The sequence below is a fragment of the Candidatus Poriferisodalis sp. genome (genome assembly GCF_965237655.1).
Lineage (GTDB): Bacteria > Actinomycetota > Acidimicrobiia > Acidimicrobiales > Poriferisodalaceae > Poriferisodalis.
Genome location: NZ_CBDEGB010000002.1, coordinates 1550582 through 1569857 on the forward strand (window position 1 = coordinate 1550582; position 19276 = coordinate 1569857).

Annotated in this window: 16 protein-coding genes; 12 read left to right on the forward strand and 4 right to left on the reverse strand. The window is 65.5% G+C overall.

Features of this window, described 5'->3' with window-relative positions; all coding sequences use genetic code 11:
- Positions 1 to 33 precede the first annotated feature (33 nt).
- From ACPXYO_RS15300 to ACPXYO_RS15330, 7 genes are all read left to right on the forward strand, one after another.
- The gene (locus ACPXYO_RS15300; protein ID WP_423922266.1) at positions 34 to 345 is read left to right on the forward strand and encodes a Sec-independent protein translocase subunit TatA/TatB; all 312 of its coding nucleotides are present in this window, start codon (positions 34 to 36) and stop codon (positions 343 to 345) included.
- Positions 342 to 1187: a twin-arginine translocase subunit TatC gene (gene tatC / locus ACPXYO_RS15305; RefSeq protein WP_423922269.1), complete on the forward strand. Its 846-nt coding sequence runs from the start codon at positions 342 to 344 to the stop codon at positions 1185 to 1187. The genes ACPXYO_RS15300 and tatC overlap by 4 nt, the downstream gene beginning before the upstream one ends.
- A complete protein-coding gene (locus ACPXYO_RS15310) occupies positions 1184 to 3622 on the forward strand; it encodes a DEAD/DEAH box helicase (RefSeq protein WP_423922272.1) in 2439 nt (812 codons plus the stop codon). The genes tatC and ACPXYO_RS15310 overlap by 4 nt, the downstream gene beginning before the upstream one ends.
- Positions 3619 to 4248, forward strand: a complete 630-nt coding sequence (locus tag ACPXYO_RS15315; protein WP_423922274.1) for a hypothetical protein — start codon at positions 3619 to 3621, stop codon at positions 4246 to 4248. The genes ACPXYO_RS15310 and ACPXYO_RS15315 overlap by 4 nt, the downstream gene beginning before the upstream one ends.
- Positions 4249 to 4315: 67 nt before the next feature.
- Positions 4316 to 5938, forward strand: a complete 1623-nt coding sequence (locus ACPXYO_RS15320; RefSeq protein ID WP_423922276.1) for an FAD-dependent thymidylate synthase — start codon at positions 4316 to 4318, stop codon at positions 5936 to 5938.
- A gap of 27 nt (positions 5939 to 5965) precedes the next feature.
- Entirely contained in the window at positions 5966 to 6463 is a 498-nt protein-coding gene (locus ACPXYO_RS15325) for an N-acetyltransferase family protein (RefSeq protein ID WP_423922279.1), read from the forward strand.
- Complete coding sequence (locus tag ACPXYO_RS15330; RefSeq protein ID WP_423922282.1) at positions 6463 to 6867, forward strand: NUDIX hydrolase; 405 nt, start codon at positions 6463 to 6465, stop codon at positions 6865 to 6867. Before ACPXYO_RS15325 ends, ACPXYO_RS15330 begins: the two co-directional genes overlap by 1 nt.
- On the opposite strand, the gene ACPXYO_RS15335 is transcribed toward ACPXYO_RS15330, so the two are convergent.
- The gene (locus ACPXYO_RS15335; RefSeq protein WP_423922285.1) at positions 6820 to 8352 is read right to left on the reverse strand and encodes a hypothetical protein; all 1533 of its coding nucleotides are present in this window, start codon (positions 8350 to 8352) and stop codon (positions 6820 to 6822) included. The genes ACPXYO_RS15330 and ACPXYO_RS15335 overlap by 48 nt on opposite strands.
- 367 nt (positions 8353 to 8719) lie before the next feature.
- Here ACPXYO_RS15335 and ACPXYO_RS15340 point away from each other — a divergent pair, with 367 nt between their 5' ends.
- The 3 genes from ACPXYO_RS15340 to ACPXYO_RS15350 all read left to right on the forward strand — a co-directional run bounded on the left by ACPXYO_RS15340 (position 8720) and on the right by ACPXYO_RS15350 (position 14621).
- Positions 8720 to 11167 carry a DNA gyrase/topoisomerase IV subunit A gene (locus tag ACPXYO_RS15340; protein ID WP_423922288.1) on the forward strand — a complete coding sequence of 816 codons (2448 nt, stop codon included), beginning with the start codon at positions 8720 to 8722 and terminating at the stop codon, positions 11165 to 11167.
- Positions 11168 to 11232: 65 nt separating this feature from the next.
- Positions 11233 to 13323, forward strand: coding sequence for a DNA gyrase/topoisomerase IV subunit B (locus ACPXYO_RS15345; RefSeq protein ID WP_423922291.1), 2091 nt, complete (start codon positions 11233 to 11235; stop codon positions 13321 to 13323).
- Between the two features lie 158 nt (positions 13324 to 13481).
- Positions 13482 to 14621 (forward strand): AAA family ATPase, encoded by a 1140-nt coding sequence (locus tag ACPXYO_RS15350; protein ID WP_423922293.1) that lies wholly within the window; start codon positions 13482 to 13484, stop codon positions 14619 to 14621.
- A 184-nt stretch (positions 14622 to 14805) separates the two neighbouring features.
- Here ACPXYO_RS15350 and ACPXYO_RS15355 read toward each other — a convergent pair whose 3' ends face one another.
- The 3 genes from ACPXYO_RS15355 to ACPXYO_RS15365 form a co-directional block, all read right to left on the reverse strand.
- Entirely contained in the window at positions 14806 to 15222 is a 417-nt protein-coding gene (locus ACPXYO_RS15355) for a PIN domain nuclease (protein WP_423922296.1), read from the reverse strand.
- The gene (locus tag ACPXYO_RS15360) at positions 15213 to 15419 is read right to left on the reverse strand and encodes a type II toxin-antitoxin system VapB family antitoxin (RefSeq protein ID WP_423922298.1); all 207 of its coding nucleotides are present in this window, start codon (positions 15417 to 15419) and stop codon (positions 15213 to 15215) included. Before ACPXYO_RS15360 ends, ACPXYO_RS15355 begins: the two co-directional genes overlap by 10 nt.
- A 310-nt stretch (positions 15420 to 15729) precedes the next feature.
- Positions 15730 to 16227, reverse strand: a complete 498-nt coding sequence (locus ACPXYO_RS15365; protein WP_423922301.1) for a transglycosylase SLT domain-containing protein — start codon at positions 16225 to 16227, stop codon at positions 15730 to 15732.
- A gap of 523 nt (positions 16228 to 16750) precedes the next feature.
- Between ACPXYO_RS15365 and ACPXYO_RS15370 the strand changes: the two genes are divergently transcribed.
- Entirely contained in the window at positions 16751 to 18487 is a 1737-nt protein-coding gene (locus tag ACPXYO_RS15370) for an N-acyl-D-amino-acid deacylase family protein (protein WP_423922304.1), read from the forward strand.
- A gap of 11 nt (positions 18488 to 18498) precedes the next feature.
- Positions 18499 to 19215, forward strand: coding sequence for a DsbA family protein (locus tag ACPXYO_RS15375; RefSeq protein ID WP_423922307.1), 717 nt, complete (start codon positions 18499 to 18501; stop codon positions 19213 to 19215).
- Positions 19216 to 19276 lie beyond the last annotated feature (61 nt).

Sequence of the window (19276 nt, forward strand, 5' to 3'; positions counted from 1 at the left end):
CGCCGCGCAGGGCCGGGGTTCTACCATCGAGCCGTGAGCCTGCAGCCCAACGAGGTGCTGATCATCGCGTTCGTGGCCCTGATTGTGCTGGGGCCCACGCGTTTGCCGGGCGCAATCCGCAGCATCGGTCGCGTCTTCCGGCAGGTGCGGGAGTTCTCGACGACCGTTAGTCAGGAGATGGACGCCACGCTGTCGCCGCCGAAGGTGGAACCTGCATCGTCGCCCAATCCGCCGACGCCTGCAGACCCAGCCGAGGCTCCCGGTGGGCAGGGTGAGGGCGAGTCCTCCCAGCCCGACGCGGCCGATCCGGCGGCGGATCGCTCGACCAGCGACGGCTCTGCGTGAGGCTCTGGCGGCGGCGCCGGCCTCGGCCGGCGGTGATGGGCTTCTGGGATCACGTCGGTGAGCTGCGGAATCGGCTCATTTGGAGCGTCGTTGCAGTCGGCGTGGGCATGGTGGCGGGGCTCATCGTCTACGACTGGCTCCTTACCGAGATCTTCCTGCCGCCGTACTGCAATGTGCTGGAGGCTCAGGAGATCGATCGTCCGTGCAGCCTGGTGATCACGACGCCGCTGGAGGGCTTTCGTACCCGTATCAAGGTGTCGGTCTATCTCGGTGTGGTGCTGGCCATGCCGGTGCTGCTGTGGCACCTGTGGCGGTTCATCACCCCTGCACTCGATCGCCGGGAGAAGCGCTGGGCGGTGCCGTTCGTGATAGCGGGATTCCTGCTCTTTGCGGCCGGTGCCCTGCTGGCCTATTTCACCTTCGAGCGGGCGCTGGACTTCCTGATCGCCGTCAGTGGCGACGCCGTCGACCCGCTGCTCGGACCTGGCTCGTACCTCGGCTTGGTGACCTTCATGATGCTGGCCTTCGGCATCGGTTTCGAGTTCCCGATCGTGCTGGTCTTCCTCCAGATGGCGGGCATGGTGACGCCGCGACAGCTGAACCGGGCTCGTCGCTATGCCATCGTCGGCATCGTGGCCGGTGCGGCGATCATCACGCCGTCTGGTGACCCTGTCACGCTCGCTGCACTATCGGTGCCGCTCTACGTGTTCTACGAGCTGTCGATCCTGGTTGGCCTTCTGATCGTGCGACGCCGCAGCGGGTCTGTGGGGTGGCGACTTGGTCGCCGTCGAGCACAGGAATCCGAGACAGAGGCGGCCGGCGTCACGGACCCCTCCCCGTGAGCGCAACAGGCGATCAAGCGGATCTAGCCGGGCGACGCCTCAAAGCCACCAAGCCACTGCAGCGGCCGCCGCTCGCCGACCTGCTGGCGGCGCGGGGAATCTCGCCGGACGGCTTTCAGATCGAGGCATTTGAAGCGCTTGATCGGGGCAACTCGGTGCTGGTGGCCGCACCGACGTCGTCGGGCAAGACGCTGGTCGCCGAATACGCGATCGCGGCGGCCCTGCAAGCCGGCAAGCGTGCGGCGTACACGACGCCAACCAAAGCCCTGTCGAACCAGAAGCTGCGCGAGCTGCGCTCATGGTTGGGATCAGAACGTGTGGGGCTGCTCACCGGGGACAACGTGGTTCGCCCTGAAGCCGACGTGGTCGTCATGACCACTGAGGTGCTGCGCAACATGATCTACGCTGGCTCGCCGCACATCGCACAATTCTGCGTGGCGGTGCTCGACGAGGTGCACTACCTGCAGGATCCGTACCGGGGGGCGGTCTGGGAGGAAGTCATTATCAGCATTCCTGCACATATGCGCTTGGTGTGCCTCTCGGCCACGGTCAGCAACGCGTACGAGCTGGCGTCGTGGATCGGAGCGACTGCCGGCCGGTGCGAGGCGGTCGTGTGCACGCAGCGGCCGGTGCCCCTCGAAGACCGCTACCTGCTGTTCGAGCGGCACAGTCGGCGTCTCGTGGACTTGCCCACCCTGCGGGATGGTCACTCCAATCCCGAGATCGAACGGCTACTGGAACGGGCTCGTTCCCGTTCGGGAGGCCACCGTCGCCATCGTGCGGCAGGTGTGCGACCGGCGAGACCCCGGCGCTCTGAGATCGTGGAACACCTTGCCGCAACCGCAAAGCTGCCCGCGATCATCTTTGTGTTCTCGCGCCAAGGTTGCGACGATGCCGCACGGGCGCTCGCTGCAGAGGGCGTGGCCTTTCTGGATGCTTCCCAGCAGGACCGGGTACGTCAGATCGCTGCAGCCCACACTGCGTCCCTGGAACCAGGCGACCTCGACGCGCTCGGCTACGACGAATGGCTCGAGGGCCTCACCGCAGGCGTCGCAGCCCACCACGCAGGTCTGATACCAGCCTTCAAGGAGGCAATCGAAGACTGTTTCGCTGCCGGGCTGCTCGCGGTGGTGTTCGCGACCGAGACACTGGCGGTTGGTGTGAACATGCCAGCCCGATCCGTGGTGATCTCCCAGCTCAGCCGCTTCCGTGGAGAGGGCTTTGCCGCATTGACGCCGGGCGAGTACACCCAGCTCACCGGCCGTGCAGGTCGCCGCGGGATCGACGAGGTTGGCTACGCCTACACGCTGTGGCACCCGCACACGGCGTTCGGCGAGACGGCTCGCCTGGCTGCGAGTAACGACTTCGAACTTGAGTCCTCGTTCCGGCCGACGTACAACATGGTTGCCAACCTCATCGCCAACCGAACACGCGACGAGGCAGTCGAGATGCTGCAACGGTCGTTTGCCCAGTGGCGGGCAGATCGGCGGGTCGGCGAATGGACCGCTGCGCTTGAAGTCGAACGCCGGGAGCTGCGTGAAGCCCGTGCACGACTGCGGTCGATGGGCGGCGGCCGCGCTCGCCCGCAGACACAAGCCCCGCAGCGCGGAGGGTCGCGGGGCGGTCATCGTCATCGACGCGGCAAACCCTCCGACCGGCGCGTGGACCGAGCGCTTGTCGACGCAGAGCAACAAGCCGAGCGAACCGGAGCGCGGGTCAGCCGCTTGAAGGACCGGATCAATCTCGCCAAGGGGGGCCTGGCCCGGCAGCTCGATGCCACCAACGAGGTATTGAACATCTTCGGCTGCGCGGACGGCTGGGCGCTCACCCCGGCGGGGGAGTGCTTGAAATCCGTGTTCCATGAATCGGACTTGCTGACGGTGCTGTGCCTGCGTGAGGGCGTGTTCGACGGTGTCGCACCGGCTCGACTGGCCGGCCTGGTCTCGGTGCTGATCTACGAGCATCGAAGCAGCTTGCCGCCGCCTGCTCCCCGGTATCCGGACAACGAGTGCCGGGATCGGGCGGCGCTCATCTTTGAGCTGGCGGCACAGATCAACCGCGCCGAACGCCAGCACAACCTGGTGGCCTCTCGCCCGCCTGACGCTTCGTTCTTCGCAACGGCACACGCTTGGGCGGCCGGCGCAACCTACATTGAGCTGTGGCAGGGCGATCTCTCCGGCGGCGACGCGCCTGCTGGAGGTGACTTCGTTCGCCAGATGCGGCAGCTGATCGACTTGGTGGACAGAATCGCAGACGTTGCTTCGAACGGCGCCACACGACGCACAGCGGCTGACACACGCTCGGCGCTCGACCGCGGGGTGGTCGCAGCAGCGGCGCGGGTCTCCGACGAACCCGTGGGCACGCCAGCTGCTGCGGCGTCGGGAGAGGGTTTCGTCCCAGCTCCTGTGTTGACCCGGACCCGCAGGCTCCCATGACGATTCAGCGCAACCAGCCGTGGGGAACGGCCGCAACGCTGTCCGAGGGGGCACCCATCGCCCGCAGCAACGCGGAACTGCGCAGGTTGATCACCTGCCAGCGAGCGGCGGATCGCCCACCGTCGCCGATCGGCGTGACCGGCGGTGACCTGTGGCGAGTGGTGGGCGCACCAGCGGGCGGAGCGGAACGCCTGCGTTCTGAGTTCGCCCGGACTGCACCGATCGACCTCATCGAGGTGGTGGCCGATGAGGTGGTCCGCTGGGCGTGCGCTCACGCCATTGCACGCAACTCGTGGTGGCGCGGACCCGCCATAGCGGCAATGAGCGCCGAGCTTGCTGGGAAGTTTCGTCTCGCGCCCGCTGCCCATCCCAACGACGGGAGACTGCACGTGCTCACCACGGGAATCGATCAACCGGCGCTGGGCTTGGCACAACGAGTGCTGGCGCGGCGGCGCCTGCGGTCGGGAGCCCACCTGCCGCATCCGGCCATCACCATGCGACGTCTGGTGACCGCGGAATTCCGATTCGGCCGGCCGTTGGGGCTGTGGCTCGACGGTGAGCGAGTGGGCAGATGCCGCGAGTTGACCGTCTCGATCCGGCCAGACGCTGCGGTGATCGTGTTCTGATCCGCGGGCATCCGTCCTGCGCGCCATACCATCACTCACCAGTGCAGCCACGCGACGGGACCTGCCGGTGATCCACTACACCGCCGAGACCTTCACTCCTGGGGAGCAGGACGTCTTGCGGCGCTATGTCACCAACCTGCGCCAGCCGGTCTTCGCGCTCGTCAACCTTCCCGAGGTGGTGAAGGGGGCGCTGTTCGCGCGCTACTCGAGGACGCACAAGACCTTGCGACGGCTCCTCCTCGATGAGTTTGTCGACGATCTCGACATCTCCGGCGATGAGACCATCGACGCCACCGTCGGCGTTGAACGAGCCGAACAGCTCTACCAGCGCGTGTTCGTGGAATATGGCGACGATTCGGTGGCTCAGCTCGGCGCTGTGCATCTCGCGTGCGAACAGGCTTCCAACCTGCTCACCAAGATTCTCGAACGTGGACGGCTGATGTCGTACCTCGAGCAATCCACCCGTTACCTCGCCTACGACGAGCGTGTCCAAGGTCGGTACCGGTATCACCGGCCACCCGGCGTCATGACATCGTCCGCCGGAACCCGCTACATCGGTGACGTCGACCACATGTTCGACGCCTACGGCGACATGGTCCGCCGGATGACCGCATGGCTGACCGACCATCACGACGCTTCGCCAAGCGTCGCAGGTGCGGGCGGCGACCTGGCACGTCGCCGGGCCATCCGCGCGCAGGCCTTCGACGCGGCCCGCGGGCTGCTTCCCGCGGCCAGCTTGTCCAACGTCGGCATCTTCGGGAGCGGGCAGGCCTATGAGGCGCTGCTGCTGCGGATGAGAGCCCATCCGTTGCCCGAGGCTCGCAGCTACGCCCAGTTGATGCTGACGGAGCTTCGCAAGGTCATCCCGTCTTTCCTGCGCCGTGTCGACCAGCCCGACCGGGGGATCGTGTGGTCGGACTACCTGGAGACCAATCGCATCGCGATGGATGAATTCACCGCCGAGCTGTTCGCCGATGAGACGCCCGGGCCGGTGCCCGAGGTTGTCCTGACCGATTGGGACCCTGTGGGTGAAGACAAGATGCTCGCGGCGATGCTGTTCCCCTACACAGACCTGCCCGAAACACAGATCACCGCCCGAGTGAGGGAGATGACCGAGGCCCAGCGCCTGGAACTGGTGCAGCGCTATGTCGGTGAGCGCACAAATCGCCGCCACCGGCCCAGCCGGGCGCTCGAGCGAATCGACTACCGGTTCGACGTGCTCGGCGACTACGGCAGCTTCCGTGACCTGCAGCGGCATCGCCTGCTGACGATCGAATGGCAGCCGCTCGGACCTCGTCACGGATACGCCGTGCCCAGCCTCGTCGACGCTGTCGGCGGGGGAGAGGCCTACGACGAGGTCATGGAGCTGTCGACGGAGCTGTACAACGCACTCGTCGAAGCAGCAGGGCCGCTGGAAGCCTCCTACGCAGTTGCCATGGCGTACCGGGTGCGCTACAGCATGCAGTTCAACGCGCGCGAGGCGATGCACCTGATCGAGTTGCGGTCCCAGCCGCAGGGGCACACCGACTACCGGCGCATCGTGACCGAGATGTACCGCCAGATCGCCGAAGTGGCAGGCCATCGCGCCGTCGCCGCGATGCTGTCGCATGTGGATCTGTCGCAAGGCGTGCTGGGGCGTCTCGGCGCCGAGGAGGCCACCGTGCGCCGCCGCTCCGCCGAACCCGCCTGATGGACCGCGCCACATGAGCCCGCCACCATGGACATAGCGGCCCGCCTCGCCGTTCGGGGAGATCTCCAAGCGCTCGCTGGTCTTGCCGCAGATGCCGTTGCCGAGCAAGTCGATGCACGTGGCGGCTGGGTCTGGTCGCGCCGGGAAGTGCGTCCTCGCCCGTTCGAGATGAGTCTTGAGGCCGCCTTGAGCGACCCGGATCAGCAACTCTGGATCGGCACGATCGACGGCACTGCGGTTGGCTATGCCACCGCCGCCATCGAGGTGTTGCAAACCGGTGAGCTCCTCGGTCGGGTGCTTGACTTGTACGTGACTCCAGGTGCGCGAGAGGTCGCAGTCGGCGAGGCACTCATTTCAGAAGTTCTCGGCTGGTGCGGTGAACACAGCTGTGTCGGCATCGATGCGTTGGCGTTGCCGGGAAACCGAGCCACGAAGAACTTCTTCGAGACCTTCGGGTTCACTGCCCGTCTTCTCGTGTTGCACCGAAAGCTGGAAGGTGAACCGCCCGCGAATGCGGGGGAGTGATGGGCCCAAGACCAGAGATCTGCGTCGGGGGCATCGCAGTGCGGGGCCGCTCGGTGCTGCTCGTCGAGCGAGCCCGGCCGCCCGCGGTTGGGATGTGGGCGTTTCCCGGGGGGCGTGTCGAGCCTGGGGAGCGCCTGCGCACCGCCGTGGAACGAGAGCTGGCGGAAGAAACGGGGCTGACGGTGGAGTGCGGTGACCTTGTCGGTGCCACTGAGCACGTCAGCGCGACGAATCATTTCGTGATCCTGGACTACGCCGTTCGCTGCGAGCCTGACGCGATGCCCATTGCCGGCGATGACGCCGCAGATGCGCGTTTCGTCAGCTTTGACGAGATCAGCGACGGCCTGATCCCGCTCTCAGGCGGGATGCGCGACTTCCTCGACCGCCACGTCATCAGGAGTTGAGTCGTCGTCCGACCCCTCCGGTGGGGTGTCATTCGACTCTGGAGAAGCGTCGCCGATCGGAACTTCGGCGGCGTCTGTTACGGCTTGTTCGGCGTGCTCTGGGTCGGCTTCGGGTTGGTCTGCGTCGGCCTTCTTGGACTGTACGGCGGCTGCCTGCTTCTTGGAGCCGCGGCGTGGCCGGCCACCCCGACGAGCGGCCGTGGGGTCGATCCCTAGCGCCGTGGCGACTTCGGGCAGCCGGTCTGCGATCCTGCGCACGACTTCGAGCAGCTCGGCCTCGGGTTCGGTTGGAATGTTCGGGAGCACGACGTAGGGCCGAATGGGTGAGTAAGCAACTGCCTCGAGCACCACGGCGATCCGGTGCTGCGAGGCCCCAGAGCCGAGCGCGGCGTTGGCCTGGGCCGTGAGCTCCTGTGCGATCTCGGGCGGCAAGGGCGCACCGGCCTTAGGCGGACGAGAGCTCAGCCGCAGTGCACGCACAACGCGGCCTTCGGTCAGCGTCAAGCGCAGGTCGTCATGCCATTCACGCTGACTGCGTTCGAGCCGATCGTGGAGACCGTCTCGAATTCGGTCTGCTAGTTCGCGAGCCTCAGCGTCTCGGGCGAAGTCCTCCGCAGCGACGAGAACAGAGCGAAGATCTCGCAGGTCGAGCTGTTCGATCTGGCTGATTGCAGCGTCGGCGCGGTCGCGCCACTCCGCAGATTGCAGCGGGCCGATGAGGGATTCTGCCAACGAAATCAAGCCTTCGGCCGGGACCTCTGGATTTCCTTCAGCCGCAGCTTTTTGATTCTGCGCGTCGATTTCGGTACGTACTGCCGCAAGCCCTCCCCGCGCCACCTGTTCGGCTACGACCTGCTGCTCGGCAGGCAGGGAGGCAATCAGCGCACCCCGATGCTTGCGGCCGGGACGCAGCTTGCGAGCTTTGGGACGAGGCGGGCGATCAGGGGTTTCGGGCTTCGGTGCGGAGCGCTCGGATCTCTTGGCGCGATCCGCGGATCGGCCCCGGGGCGCTCGATTGTCCCTGTCACGCTGGCGGCGTTGCTTTGGCGCGCTGCCGCGCTTCGCGGTGGCCCCCTCGGGAGCGCCGTCACGATCGGAGCGCTCGCCGCGCGGCTTGCGCCGCGCGCGTGGTCCGCGATCGCCATCACGTTGACCGGTTCGCTCCCCATCGCGTTTGCGGCCGCCTCGGCGCGCACCCACGCCGGATGTCGTGCCCGAGCCGCCTCCCCGCTCGGGCGGTCCGAGCAACTCGATCCGCTCGGATTCCGGCTTGCCGCTTCGGGTCTTGGGCGGCAGCACCGCAGTGACGGTGATCCCGTCGATCTCGAAGTCGGCATCGACCCGCACGACATCGCCCGCAGCAATGCCCGCCGGCACCAGTTCGCCGTTGAGGGTTCCTTTGGGCTGCTTGGCTCCCGCAGCGCGCCATGTCCACGAGCCGTCGTCGCGTCGACTTGTCAGTTCGACCTCGATGCGTCGGCTCATCGTCGCTCCGCACGTCGGGCATCCTGCGCTGTGCGCAGCGGGGGCACCGGCTGTGGTGATGGCACGGCCAGCGTGCCGGCGACGCAGCGTTGCGTGGGGGCAGCGAATCCCGCCGCAGGCCTCACCGACACGTGCCGGAGGGTAGTCCTTGCTGGCTCGCCAATGGCAATGAGAGCGAGAGGCGGGCCTCGACTGAGCCGATCCAGCGCAATTGACTCAGCGCAGACGCACAGGGGTCGTACCCTCGCAAGTGCCGGCCGAAATGGTCCTCTGACAAATCAGATCGCCTCGGCCGCGATGTCGCGCGCTCGCCGCGCGAGAACACCCAAGTCGCTGCAAGGCCAGCCACAGAAAGGAATCGGTGCTGATGGCCGGTCCGACTGCTCCAACGTCAATCGCCCGCGAGGTCCACGACGTGGATGTCGCTGATGAGATGCGCGATTCGTTCATGCCCTATGCGCTCTCGGTCACCACAGCCCGGGCGATTCCGGACGTCCACGACGGTCTCAAGCCGGTACAGCGCCGGATCCTGTACGTCATGGACGACCTGGGCTTGCGCCCCGGTACGCCGTTTCGCAAGTCCGCCGGTGTGGTGGGGGAGGTGATGGGCAAGTACCACCCTCACGGCGACGGCGCGATCTACGAGGCAATGGTCCGCATGGGCCAGGCCTTCGCGATGTCCGCCCCGCTGGTGGAGCCCAAAGGGAATTTCGGCAGCCTCGACGACCCGCCTGCTGCGTACCGCTATACCGAGGCCCGCCTGAGCGCCCTGGCAATGACGATGGTGGCCGGCATCGATGAGGACACGGTCGACCTCGTGTCGAACTTTGACGGCGAGCGCACCGAACCTGTGTGCTTGCCGGCGCTGCTGCCGAATCTGCTCGTGAACGGCGCCAGCGGCATCGCCGTGGGCATGGCCACCAACATGGCGCCGCACAACTTGGCCGAAGTGGCGTCGGCGATCAAGCTGGTCCTGCGCCAACGCCGGCCCAAGCCCACAACCGCAGAGCTGATGAGCCTGGTTCGCGGACCGGACTTCCCCTCGGGTGGCACTGTCATCGTCGACGACGGCCTCGCCGAGGCGTACGAGTCGGGCCGGGGCACGATCCGGATCCGGGCAAAAGCTCACATCGAGCCGATCACCTCGAGGCGGGACGGCATCGTGGTGACCGAGTTGCCCTACATGGTGGGTCCCGAGCGTGTGCAGGCCAAGATCCGCGAATTGGCCGCAGGCGGCCGGATCGAGGGCGTCGCAGCGGTGAACGACCTCTCTGACCGCAACCACGGGCTTCGCCTCGTCATCGAATGCAGACCTGGTGTCAACGCCCAGGGTGTGCTCTCGCAGCTCTGGGCGCTCACGCCGCTCGAGGACACCTTCGGCATCAACAACGTGGCACTGGTGGACGGCGTGCCTCGCCAGCTCGGGCTGAGGGCGTTGTGCGAGCACTACATCGAGCACCGTCTCGATGTCATCATCCGCCGGACGCAGCACCGGCTGGACCGGGCGCTCGAGCGCGAGCACATCGTGGCTGGTCTGCTCATCGCGCTCGACAACATCGACACGGTCATCGCCATCATCCGCTCTGCTTCCGATGTCACTGCAGCACGGACTGAGTTGATGGCCCGTCTCGACCTGACCGAGATCCAGGCCAATCACATCCTCGACATGCAGCTGCGGCGGCTGACCGCGCTCGAGACCCAGCGCTTGCGGGACGAATTGGGGGAGTTACGCGATGCTATTGCCCAGCACCGCAGGATTCTCGAATCAGACGCACGACGCCGGACGATTGTCGAGCGCGAGCTGGACGAGCTGGTGGAGGAGTTCGCGATCCCGCGTCGCACAGAGATCCGGCACCGTGACGACCTCGTTGAGTTCGTGCCGCCATCCCCTCACGCCGATGCCGCAGGCGCGCTCGAATTCGACGGAGAGCGCGAAACGGCCGAGCGAACGAGCGTGATCACGCTCTCGACATCGGGCCTGCTTGGTCGGCGCCATTCCGAGGACCCGCTCAGCGCCAAGCCCGGTCGCCACGACGTCTTGGTGGCCACCGCGGCGGCTTCAGATCTCGATGCGGTGCACCTCATCACCGACCGTGGTCGTGTGCTTCGCACGGAGGTGCGAGCGGTGCCTGAGATGCTGCGCGGCAGCAGGGGAGCGCCCGTTCGCGAGATGTTCTCGTTGGCGCGTGGCGAGCAACCCGTCGCACTGTTCGGCGATGTCAGCGGACCGATTGCGATCATCACCCGAGGGGGCGTCGCAAAGCGCCTCGATGCGGCTGTACTCGGCTCGATTCGCAGTGGAAACACGGTGATCTCGCTGAACGAGGGGGACCGCGTCGTGGCTGGCTTCGGGGCACCGGACGGAGGGGAAGTCGCGATGGTGGCCTCGACGGGCCACGTGCTTCGATTCGCCGCCGATTCTGTGACGGTGAGAGGGCCGAACGCTGCCGGGGTCACGGGCATGAAGCTGCGGCCGGGGGCCACGGTGCTGGCGGCTGCGCCGATCGCCTTTGGCACGTTGGTGGCGGAGGTGACCGATGAGGGGGCACTGAAAGTCACGGAGATGTCCGACATCCCGTCCCGCGGCCGAGGCACCTCAGGCTCGCCGACGGTTCGATTGTCAGGGTTCGAGACACAAGTGGCCTACGCGTGGGTGGGCGTGAACCGGCAAGTTGCGGCGATCACGGCACCCCAAGGCGACATTTCGTCGCCCGATCCGACGCCAGTGCGGCCGCAATTGGAGTCGACCCGTCGCAACGGTGCAGCCCGAGGGGCGCAGACCCGGATCGTGACGCTGGGGGAGTACCGATTCTGATGGCCGCGGCCCCCACACCGGTTGGCACAGACTCCCGCGCAGCGACGGAAGGAACGTCCCGCACGATGGCAGACGAAGCTGATCGCTATGCCAGGTCAAAGCCCCCTGCACCCGCTGGCGATCCCAGCGCCACAGCTGCCTACGATGCCAGCTCGATCGAGGTGCTCGAAGGTCTCGAAGCCGTGCGCAAGCGGCCGGGGATGTACATCGGCAGCACCGGCTCGACAGGTCTCGTGCACCTTCTGTGGGAGATCATCGACAATGCCGTCGACGAGGCTGCTGCTGGCCATGGTCGCAGCATCGAGATCACTCTGCACGATGATGGCTCCTATGAGGTCGTCGACCGGGGTCGAGGGATCCCCGTCGGCGTCAAGCACGACAACATCACCGCTCTCGAAGTGGTGTTCACCGAGTTGCACGCCGGGGGGAAGTTCGGCACTGGGGCGTATGGGTCTTCGGGAGGTCTGCACGGTGTCGGAGCATCGGTCGTGAACGCACTGTCGAGCCACCTCGTTGTCGATGTGAACCGCAAGGGCGTCACCCACCGCCTGGAATTCAAGGATCGAATTGCCGGACACACCGACAGCGCCGGCCGCTTCCGCGCCGGGCACAAGCTCAAGCGGGTCGGACGGGTGTCGGCGGGACGCACGGGCACTCGCGTACGGTTCTGGCCCGACACGGGGATCTTCGACCCGTCGGCTGTCGTGGATTTCGACGAGGTGCGCGAACGCATCGAACAGGTGTGCTTCCTGGTGCCCAAGGTCAAGATCACCCTGGCCGACCGCCGGGCGGATCCGCCGGTCGTCGAGCAGGTTGTCTCAGCGGGTGGCTTGGCAGACTTCGTCGACAAGCTGTGCGGCGATGACGCACCGGTGACCGGGCTCATCCGCCTGACCGGCTCGGAGGAATTCACCGAGCGGGTGCCCGTGGACGGCAAGCTCACCGACGTCACGCGCCAGTGCGATGTCGAGGTGGCACTGCGCTGGACGCAGGCCTACGACAGCCGCATTGTCGGGTTCGTGAACACGATCCCGACACCCGAGGGCGGCACGCACATCGCGGGATTCGAACGAGCACTCACGACAGCGGTGAACGCAGCGCTGGCCGAGGCCGACCCGCGCAAGCTGAGGCGCCTGCGCGACGATGCCCGTGCACAGCGAGAGGATGCGCAAGAGGGGCTTGTCGCCGTGGTGCGGGCCACTCTTCCCGAACCCCAGTTCCGGGGCCAGACCAAGCGCGAGCTGGGGACTCCGCAGGTGCAGCGGATCGTGGCCAATGTGGTGCGCGAAGGGTTGCGTGCATGGTTCGACGGCAGCGCGGCGGGCTCGAAGAAGGTCCATGTGCGAGCGCTGATCGACAAGTTCGCCAATGCGGTCGTGAACCGTGTGGAGTCGCGTCGAGCCCTCGATCAGAAGCGCAAGGCGGCATCACTGGGCAATAACGGACTTCCGGACAAGCTGGCTGACTGCCGGCTGCATCCGGCCGGCGAGTTGCTGATCGTGGAAGGCGATTCCGCCGCCGGCCCGGCAAAGCGGTCACGCGACAGCGCGTGGCAAGCGGTGCTGCCGTTGCGAGGCAAGGTCGTCAATGCCAGCAAGGGAACTCTGAAGGCGGTTCTGGACAACGCAGAGGCCACGGCGCTGTTCACGGCACTCGGTGCGGGTTCAGGTGCTGCCTTCGACCTCGATGCATGCCGCTACGAACGTCTCATCCTGCTCGCCGACGCCGATGTGGACGGCAGCCACATTCGGTGCCTTGTCCTGACGCTCATCTACCACTACATGCGGCCATTGCTGGCCGCCGGGCGGGTGTACGCAGCGCAGCCGCCGACGCATGCGTTCAGCATCGGCACGCAGAAGAAGTTCGTGTACTCAGAGGCACAGCGGGCAGCGCTTGTCGATGAGCTTGATGCAGCAAACCGGAGGTACCGGCTCACACGGTTCAAGGGTCTCGGCGAGATGGACGACGACGAGCTGTTCGAGACGACGCTCAATCCGCAGACCAGGGTCCTGCGCAAGATCAGCCTTGGAGAAGCCCACAGCGCTCAGGCACGCGCAGACGACGCCTTCACCGTCATGATGGGCGCCGACGTCGCACCTCGACGAGATTTCATCATCGAGCACAGCCGAAACTACGGCCAAGCCCTCGACATCTGAGCCCGAGGGTCATCCGGCGGCACTCGTGCCACCGGCACCCGTGTCGATGTGTTGTGTCGTGTGGCGACCCCACGGGCGATTTACATAGGAAACAAAAATCTATAAACAAAACAAAATATCACATACAATGCTAAACACGCTCACGTCGCGAGGTTCCTATGGCGGCTTCCACGAATCCGTTCACACCAGGTTTCGGTGCTTCCCCGCCGACGCTCGCGGGGCGGGACGGTGTGATGGCGAGCATCGAGACGGCCTTGACGTCACCGTCGAGCCATCCTGCGTCCGCGCAGATCATCGTCGGCTTCAGGGGTGCTGGCAAGACAGCGGTGCTCAACGCAGCTCAAGAGGCGGCTCAAGCACGCAAGTGGGCAGTGATCAAGCATGACGCCAGCATCGGTGGCTGGCTCGACGACATCACCGCGATGTCGCTCAATCTTCTACCAGAGACACAGAGCGGCAGGATTTTCAGGCGTGTCAGCGGTGTCCAGGTCGCTGGCACTGGCGTTCATATCTCGACCGAAGGGCAGCGCACGGAGGATGCGCGCCTGCTGTTCGTCATGCAGGAGCTCTGCGAGTCCATGGCGAAGCGGAATAGCGGCCTGCTCATCAGCATTGACGAATTTCACAGTGCCGACGCCGATTCGTTGCGAGAGTTCGGTGCTGTCCTACAGCTGCTGCGTCGAGACGGCTATCGAGTCGTCTTCTTGGGTGCTGCGCTGCCACACATCGAGGATCTGCTGGCAGAGCACAGCGTGCCTACCTTTCTGCAGCGCATGAATCGCCAGACGGTCGCACAGCTCGATCAGCCCGCAGCGCAGAGCGCCCTGCGACGGCCGCTGGTCGATCGAGGCGTTCATGTCAGTGCCGACGCGATCCGGATTGCAGCCAGCGCGACTGGCGGGCACCCGTACATGATCCAATTGGTCGGCTTCCATGCTTGGGAGCATGCGAGGCAGCCGGATCGGGAGATCACGGTGGACGACCTGCGGGCGGGCATCGCGACAGCGGAAAACACCATCGTCACGCACCTGTTCGAGCCCATGTGGCGGTCGCTGTCCGACAAGGACCGCGAATTCGCCATTGCGATGTCGCAAGACGACTCCGAGTCCAAGCTAGGCACGCTCGCCGACCGCTGCCATGTCAGCAGCAACTACGCGGGCGTATACAGGCAACGCCTCATCGACGCAGGCATCGCGGCACCGTCCCGGCACGGCTATCTGCGGTTCGCCCAGCCGGTGATGCGCGACTGGATACGCACCCGCAGAGTCGAAGGCGGGACCGAACCCGGGAGCGGCTGAGATCGCCTAACCACAACCGACCATTCGTCGACTAGGGGTCCGTCAGAGGTCGATGCCGGAGTCTTCGGTGGTGCCGAGGCGACGCAGCGGCGGGCCACGTGGCAGCCACATTGATCGCGACGTCGGCGAGAGTGGCCAGGTAGTCCACATCGAATCTGTCGATCGGCAAGATTGCAACTGTCGCTTAGAGCGAGCCGCGGGGAGCGACCCAGTCCGTCGGCTGACCGGTGATTTCGGCGATTCGGTCGTAGTCGGCGTCGTAGTGGATGACAGTGAGGTCGTTGAGTTCGGCTGCGGCTGCGATGAGCAGGTCGGGAAGCGCGAGTCGATGGTGGCCGCGGCGTGCGAGTTGGTGCTGGACTTCAATTGCCCGGGACGTGACTGCGGTGTTGATGGGAACCGACGGCATCGCACGGCGCTCGGCCAGAATCGCTTCGTAGTCAGCGTGTGAACGGGCGCTGTAGAGCATCTCGAGGTCAACAATCGGGCACGTGGCAACCCGGCCTTCCACGATCAGCGGCGCAAGAAGTTCGGCTACCTCAGCATGGTGGAGCCGTGCCAGAGCGCTCTTGTCGGCGATGAACTGCGGACTCAGCGCCATGCAGCTGTCATGACCTCGTCGTCGGCAATGTCAGTGCCCGCAAGATCTGAGAGTCGACGCACGTGCTGCAGGCGCAGATCGCTCTCGACAAGGTGTCGCAGTGCGGCGTTGACGGCTGCTTTCATAGTGGAGGCACCCGTAACTCGCCGGGTCTCCGCAAGCAGCGCGTCGTCGATGTCGATCAACCGTTTGGTCACACGTCGGAGTATATCTATATCGTTAGTAACTAGATATACGCCAGTCGGTTTCGACGGCAGGTGACCGCGACGAGGTCATCTGCCGGGGCAGCAACGCGTTAGGCCAGACGGACGCTCCGTCGGGAACCTTCTCCGCCTGTGGCTGCCAAGATGGTGCCCTGCAACAACCTGCTGTTGTGTCAACGCCGATAATAGACATTATGTAAAGTTAAGACCTTATGGGCCCACGGCCGCAACTGTGAGGAAGTCCCCCAGGCGGATGCAGGTGTGCGGAGGCTGTTCGTAGGAGCGGTAAGTGAACGTGCGGCGGCTAGAGCTGCTTCTGTTCGGCATCGGGAACCAGAGCTGCGGCTTGGCACGCTGGTGTGGATCTGCTGGTGTCGTCAAAGCACCAGGGCCGCCAGCCCTGGATACGCCAGATCTCATACGCGGTCTCGAGGTTTGTCGCAGGGTTGAGCCAGGCATCGCAGGGTGACGGCGGTCGGCGGCCGGTGACAATGGCTTCCTCTTTGGCGTGGAAGCACCATTGCGCGGTGGGTGTGGCATCAGTGGCGCCATCGCACTGGAGATCGGGCGGGTCGATTCCATCGGGCAGGTGTCTGACACGAGGAAGTCCATCGATGCCTTTTCCGGCCCAACAGGTTGCGTTGAGTTGAAGCAGCCCCCAGTCGTTGGTCGGTGAGACGGCGCGTTCATTGCAGAACGATTCCCGCCAGATCAAAGCGAGAACGACATCGGGATCCCAGTCCCCGGTGTCGGCCACCAAGGGTCGGTAACGATCGCATTCGATGGGAACGCCTGGAGCCACGGTGCGGCGAAACTGGTCTCCGGGTTCAACAACGACGTGGGCGGTGGCGATCGGCGACGGGTGCAGATTTGGATGCTCTCCAACCGCATCCCCCTGAACCCCGATTCGGCGGGGAAGCTCGGGCCCGGAGCTGTCGAAGAGGACCGGAGGCTGAGTCAAGGCACTGCTGGTGGCCCTGACCGAATCAGCCCTGGGTTGGAACGTCGGCTGTTGGGTGTAGGGATGTGCTGCGGGGGAACGCTCGGCTCGGGTGGTGGCGCCAAGGCTCAGAGCCAGCAATACAATGAGGACGACCAAGGCGACCGCTGAGGTCACCAAGGAATTGGCCGGAACGTGTCTCCTTTGGCCAGTACCCCGCATGCACCACTCCGCTGTTGCCAAACGGGTCGGAGGCTATGGGGCGCAGGTGACAACTGGTTGTCATTGCTCCGGCGAGCACCCCAGTGCGCGAGTACCTTGAATATGCGGCTTTGGCGCGTTATTTGCGTGCCTGTGGCCAGTTCGGATGATGCGGGGGCGCGCAATGAGCAGCGAGTACGACATTCACATCAAGGGCGGCACGATCGTCGATGGCACGCGAGTGCCGCGCTACAAGGGCGACGTCTGGATCTCCGACGGCAAAGTGGCCCAGCTCGGCGGTCGTCCCCGAGGCACTGCGGAGCGGGTGATCGACGCCACGGGGAAGATCGTCGCCCCCGGTTTCGTTGACCTTCACACCCACTACGACGCCCAGATTCGCTGGGATCCGTGGTGCACGATCTCGGGCTATCACGGCGTGACGTCGGTAGTGCTGGGCAACTGCGGTTTCGGATTCGCGCCGGTGAAGCCGGAATTCCGCGACCGCTCCATGCTGACCATGACACGCACCGAGGCGATCCCGTATGAGTCCATGCGGCTGGGCATGAACTGGGACTGGGAGACCATCCCGGAATACCTGGATTCGCTCGAGCGGGCCCCCAAGGGCGTCAACGTCATCCAGTACATGCCCACGGCCTCGCTCATGACCTACGTGATGGGACTCGAGAAGGCCAAGGCCGGCGAGCCGGCATCGACCGCAGAGCGCAAGGAGATGGCGCGCCTGTTGCACGAGGGCATGGATGCCGGGCTGTGCGGCTTCTCCATCCAGCGACTCGGTCCCGACAGCGTGCAGGCCGACTACGACGGCTCCCCCATGGTCACCGACATCATGTGCGACGAGGACATCTTGAACCTGGCGCGTGTGCTGGCGGAACGGGACGAGGGCTTCATCCAGATCACCCAGGGCACCGGCGACATCCGGGCCGACATCAAGTTCCTCGAGGTCCTTGCAGCGACAGCCCAGCGGCCGATCCTGCACAACGTGGTGGTGCCTGCCCGCAAGGACCCTGAAGTGCACCGCCGTCCGTTGCGTTGGATCGAGGGGTGCTGGTCTGCCGAGCTGCCGATCTACGCGCAGTGCGGGACCGGTCGCGCAGGCTTTGCCTTCACGCTCGAGCACTGGAACCTCTACGACGCCTCCCCCGCTTGGCGTACGGTCACCACGGGCACCAAGGAGGACAAGATCGCCAAGATGTCCGATCCCGAGCTGCGCGCCGCACTCGTGGCTGAGGCCGCCGAGGCAGACCGCCGCCTGCAGGTCATCCAGGCCGGTGTGGGCGGCAATCCGAAGGGTCTCGTCGTACAAGGCGTGAACCGCCAAGCTGACATGCAGCAGTACGTGGGTCGCTCTGTCGGCGACCTCGCCGAAGAACAGGGCAAGCACCCCATCGAGGTCATGCTGGACCTGTCGCTCCAGGGCGATCTCAACGTGGAGTTCCTCGGCCCTGACAAGGGCTCAAATGCCGAGTTCATGGGCGAGATGATGCAATCGCCGTACGCCATCCCCGGCGTATCAGACGGTGGCGCGCACACCAAGTTCTTCAGCGGCGGCTCCTACACCACCGACTTCCTGACGTGGCTGGTGCGTGACGAGGGCACTGTGACGCTCGAAGAGGCCCACTACCGGCTTTCGGCGCTCGCAGCGCACGCGGCAGGTTTCAAGGACCGTGGAACGCTGCGAGAGGGCGCTGCGGCAGATGTCGTGGTCTACGACATGGAGGAGCTCGAGATCGACCCGCCCTGGATCGGCAACGTCGAGCACGACCTGCCGGGCGGCGAATGGCGCCGTATCCAGCGGGCCAAGGGATACGACCACATCATCGTCAACGGCGAGGTCACGTTCACCTCCGGCGATTGCACCGGCGCCACCCCTGGCCAGCTGCTGCGCCACGGCCGCGGTTAGAGGGAAGCCTCATGAGCACAATCAATGCAGACAACTACACCGGCCCCACCGAAGTGGATTTCCATTTCGATGTGATGTGCCCGTGGGCGTACCAGACGTCGCTGTGGATGCGAGACGTCCGCGACCGGCTGGGGTTGCAGGTGAACTGGAAGTTCTTCAGCCTCGAAGAGGTGAACTTGCGCGAGGGCAAGAAGCACCCGTGGGAGCGCGACTGGAGCTACGGCTGGTCGATGATGCGCATCGGAGCGATTCTCCGGCGTGACTCCATGGACCTGCTCGACCAGTGGTACGCGGTGTCGGGCAGAGCCCTGCATGTCGACGGCAACCGTCCCCACAATCCCGACGTGGCTCGGCACTTGCTGTCCGACATCGGCGCAGATCCAGCGATTGTCGACCTCTCCATCGAAGACCCGAGCACCCACGACGAGATCAAGGCCGAGCACCAGCGAGTCATCGATTCAGGTGGCTTCGGGGTGCCGACCCTGTACTTCGGCGACACGGCGATCTTCGGACCGGTGCTGCTCGATCCGCCCACGGGAGATGCTGCGCTGCGCATGTGGGACCTGGTCCTCGGCTGGCTGGAATTCCCGCACTTGTATGAGATCCAGCACATACCTCGCGACGAGAAGAAGATCTTCGACACCTTCAGGCCGTATCTCGAAGCACGCGACTGGGTGACCATCAACCGCGGCGAGGTAGTCGGCGTCGCGCCTCAGGCGGCGGGCTGAACCCGGTCGCACGCCGCTGGATACGTGAAATGCGGCCCTCACGAGCGCTCAGAAGCGCTCA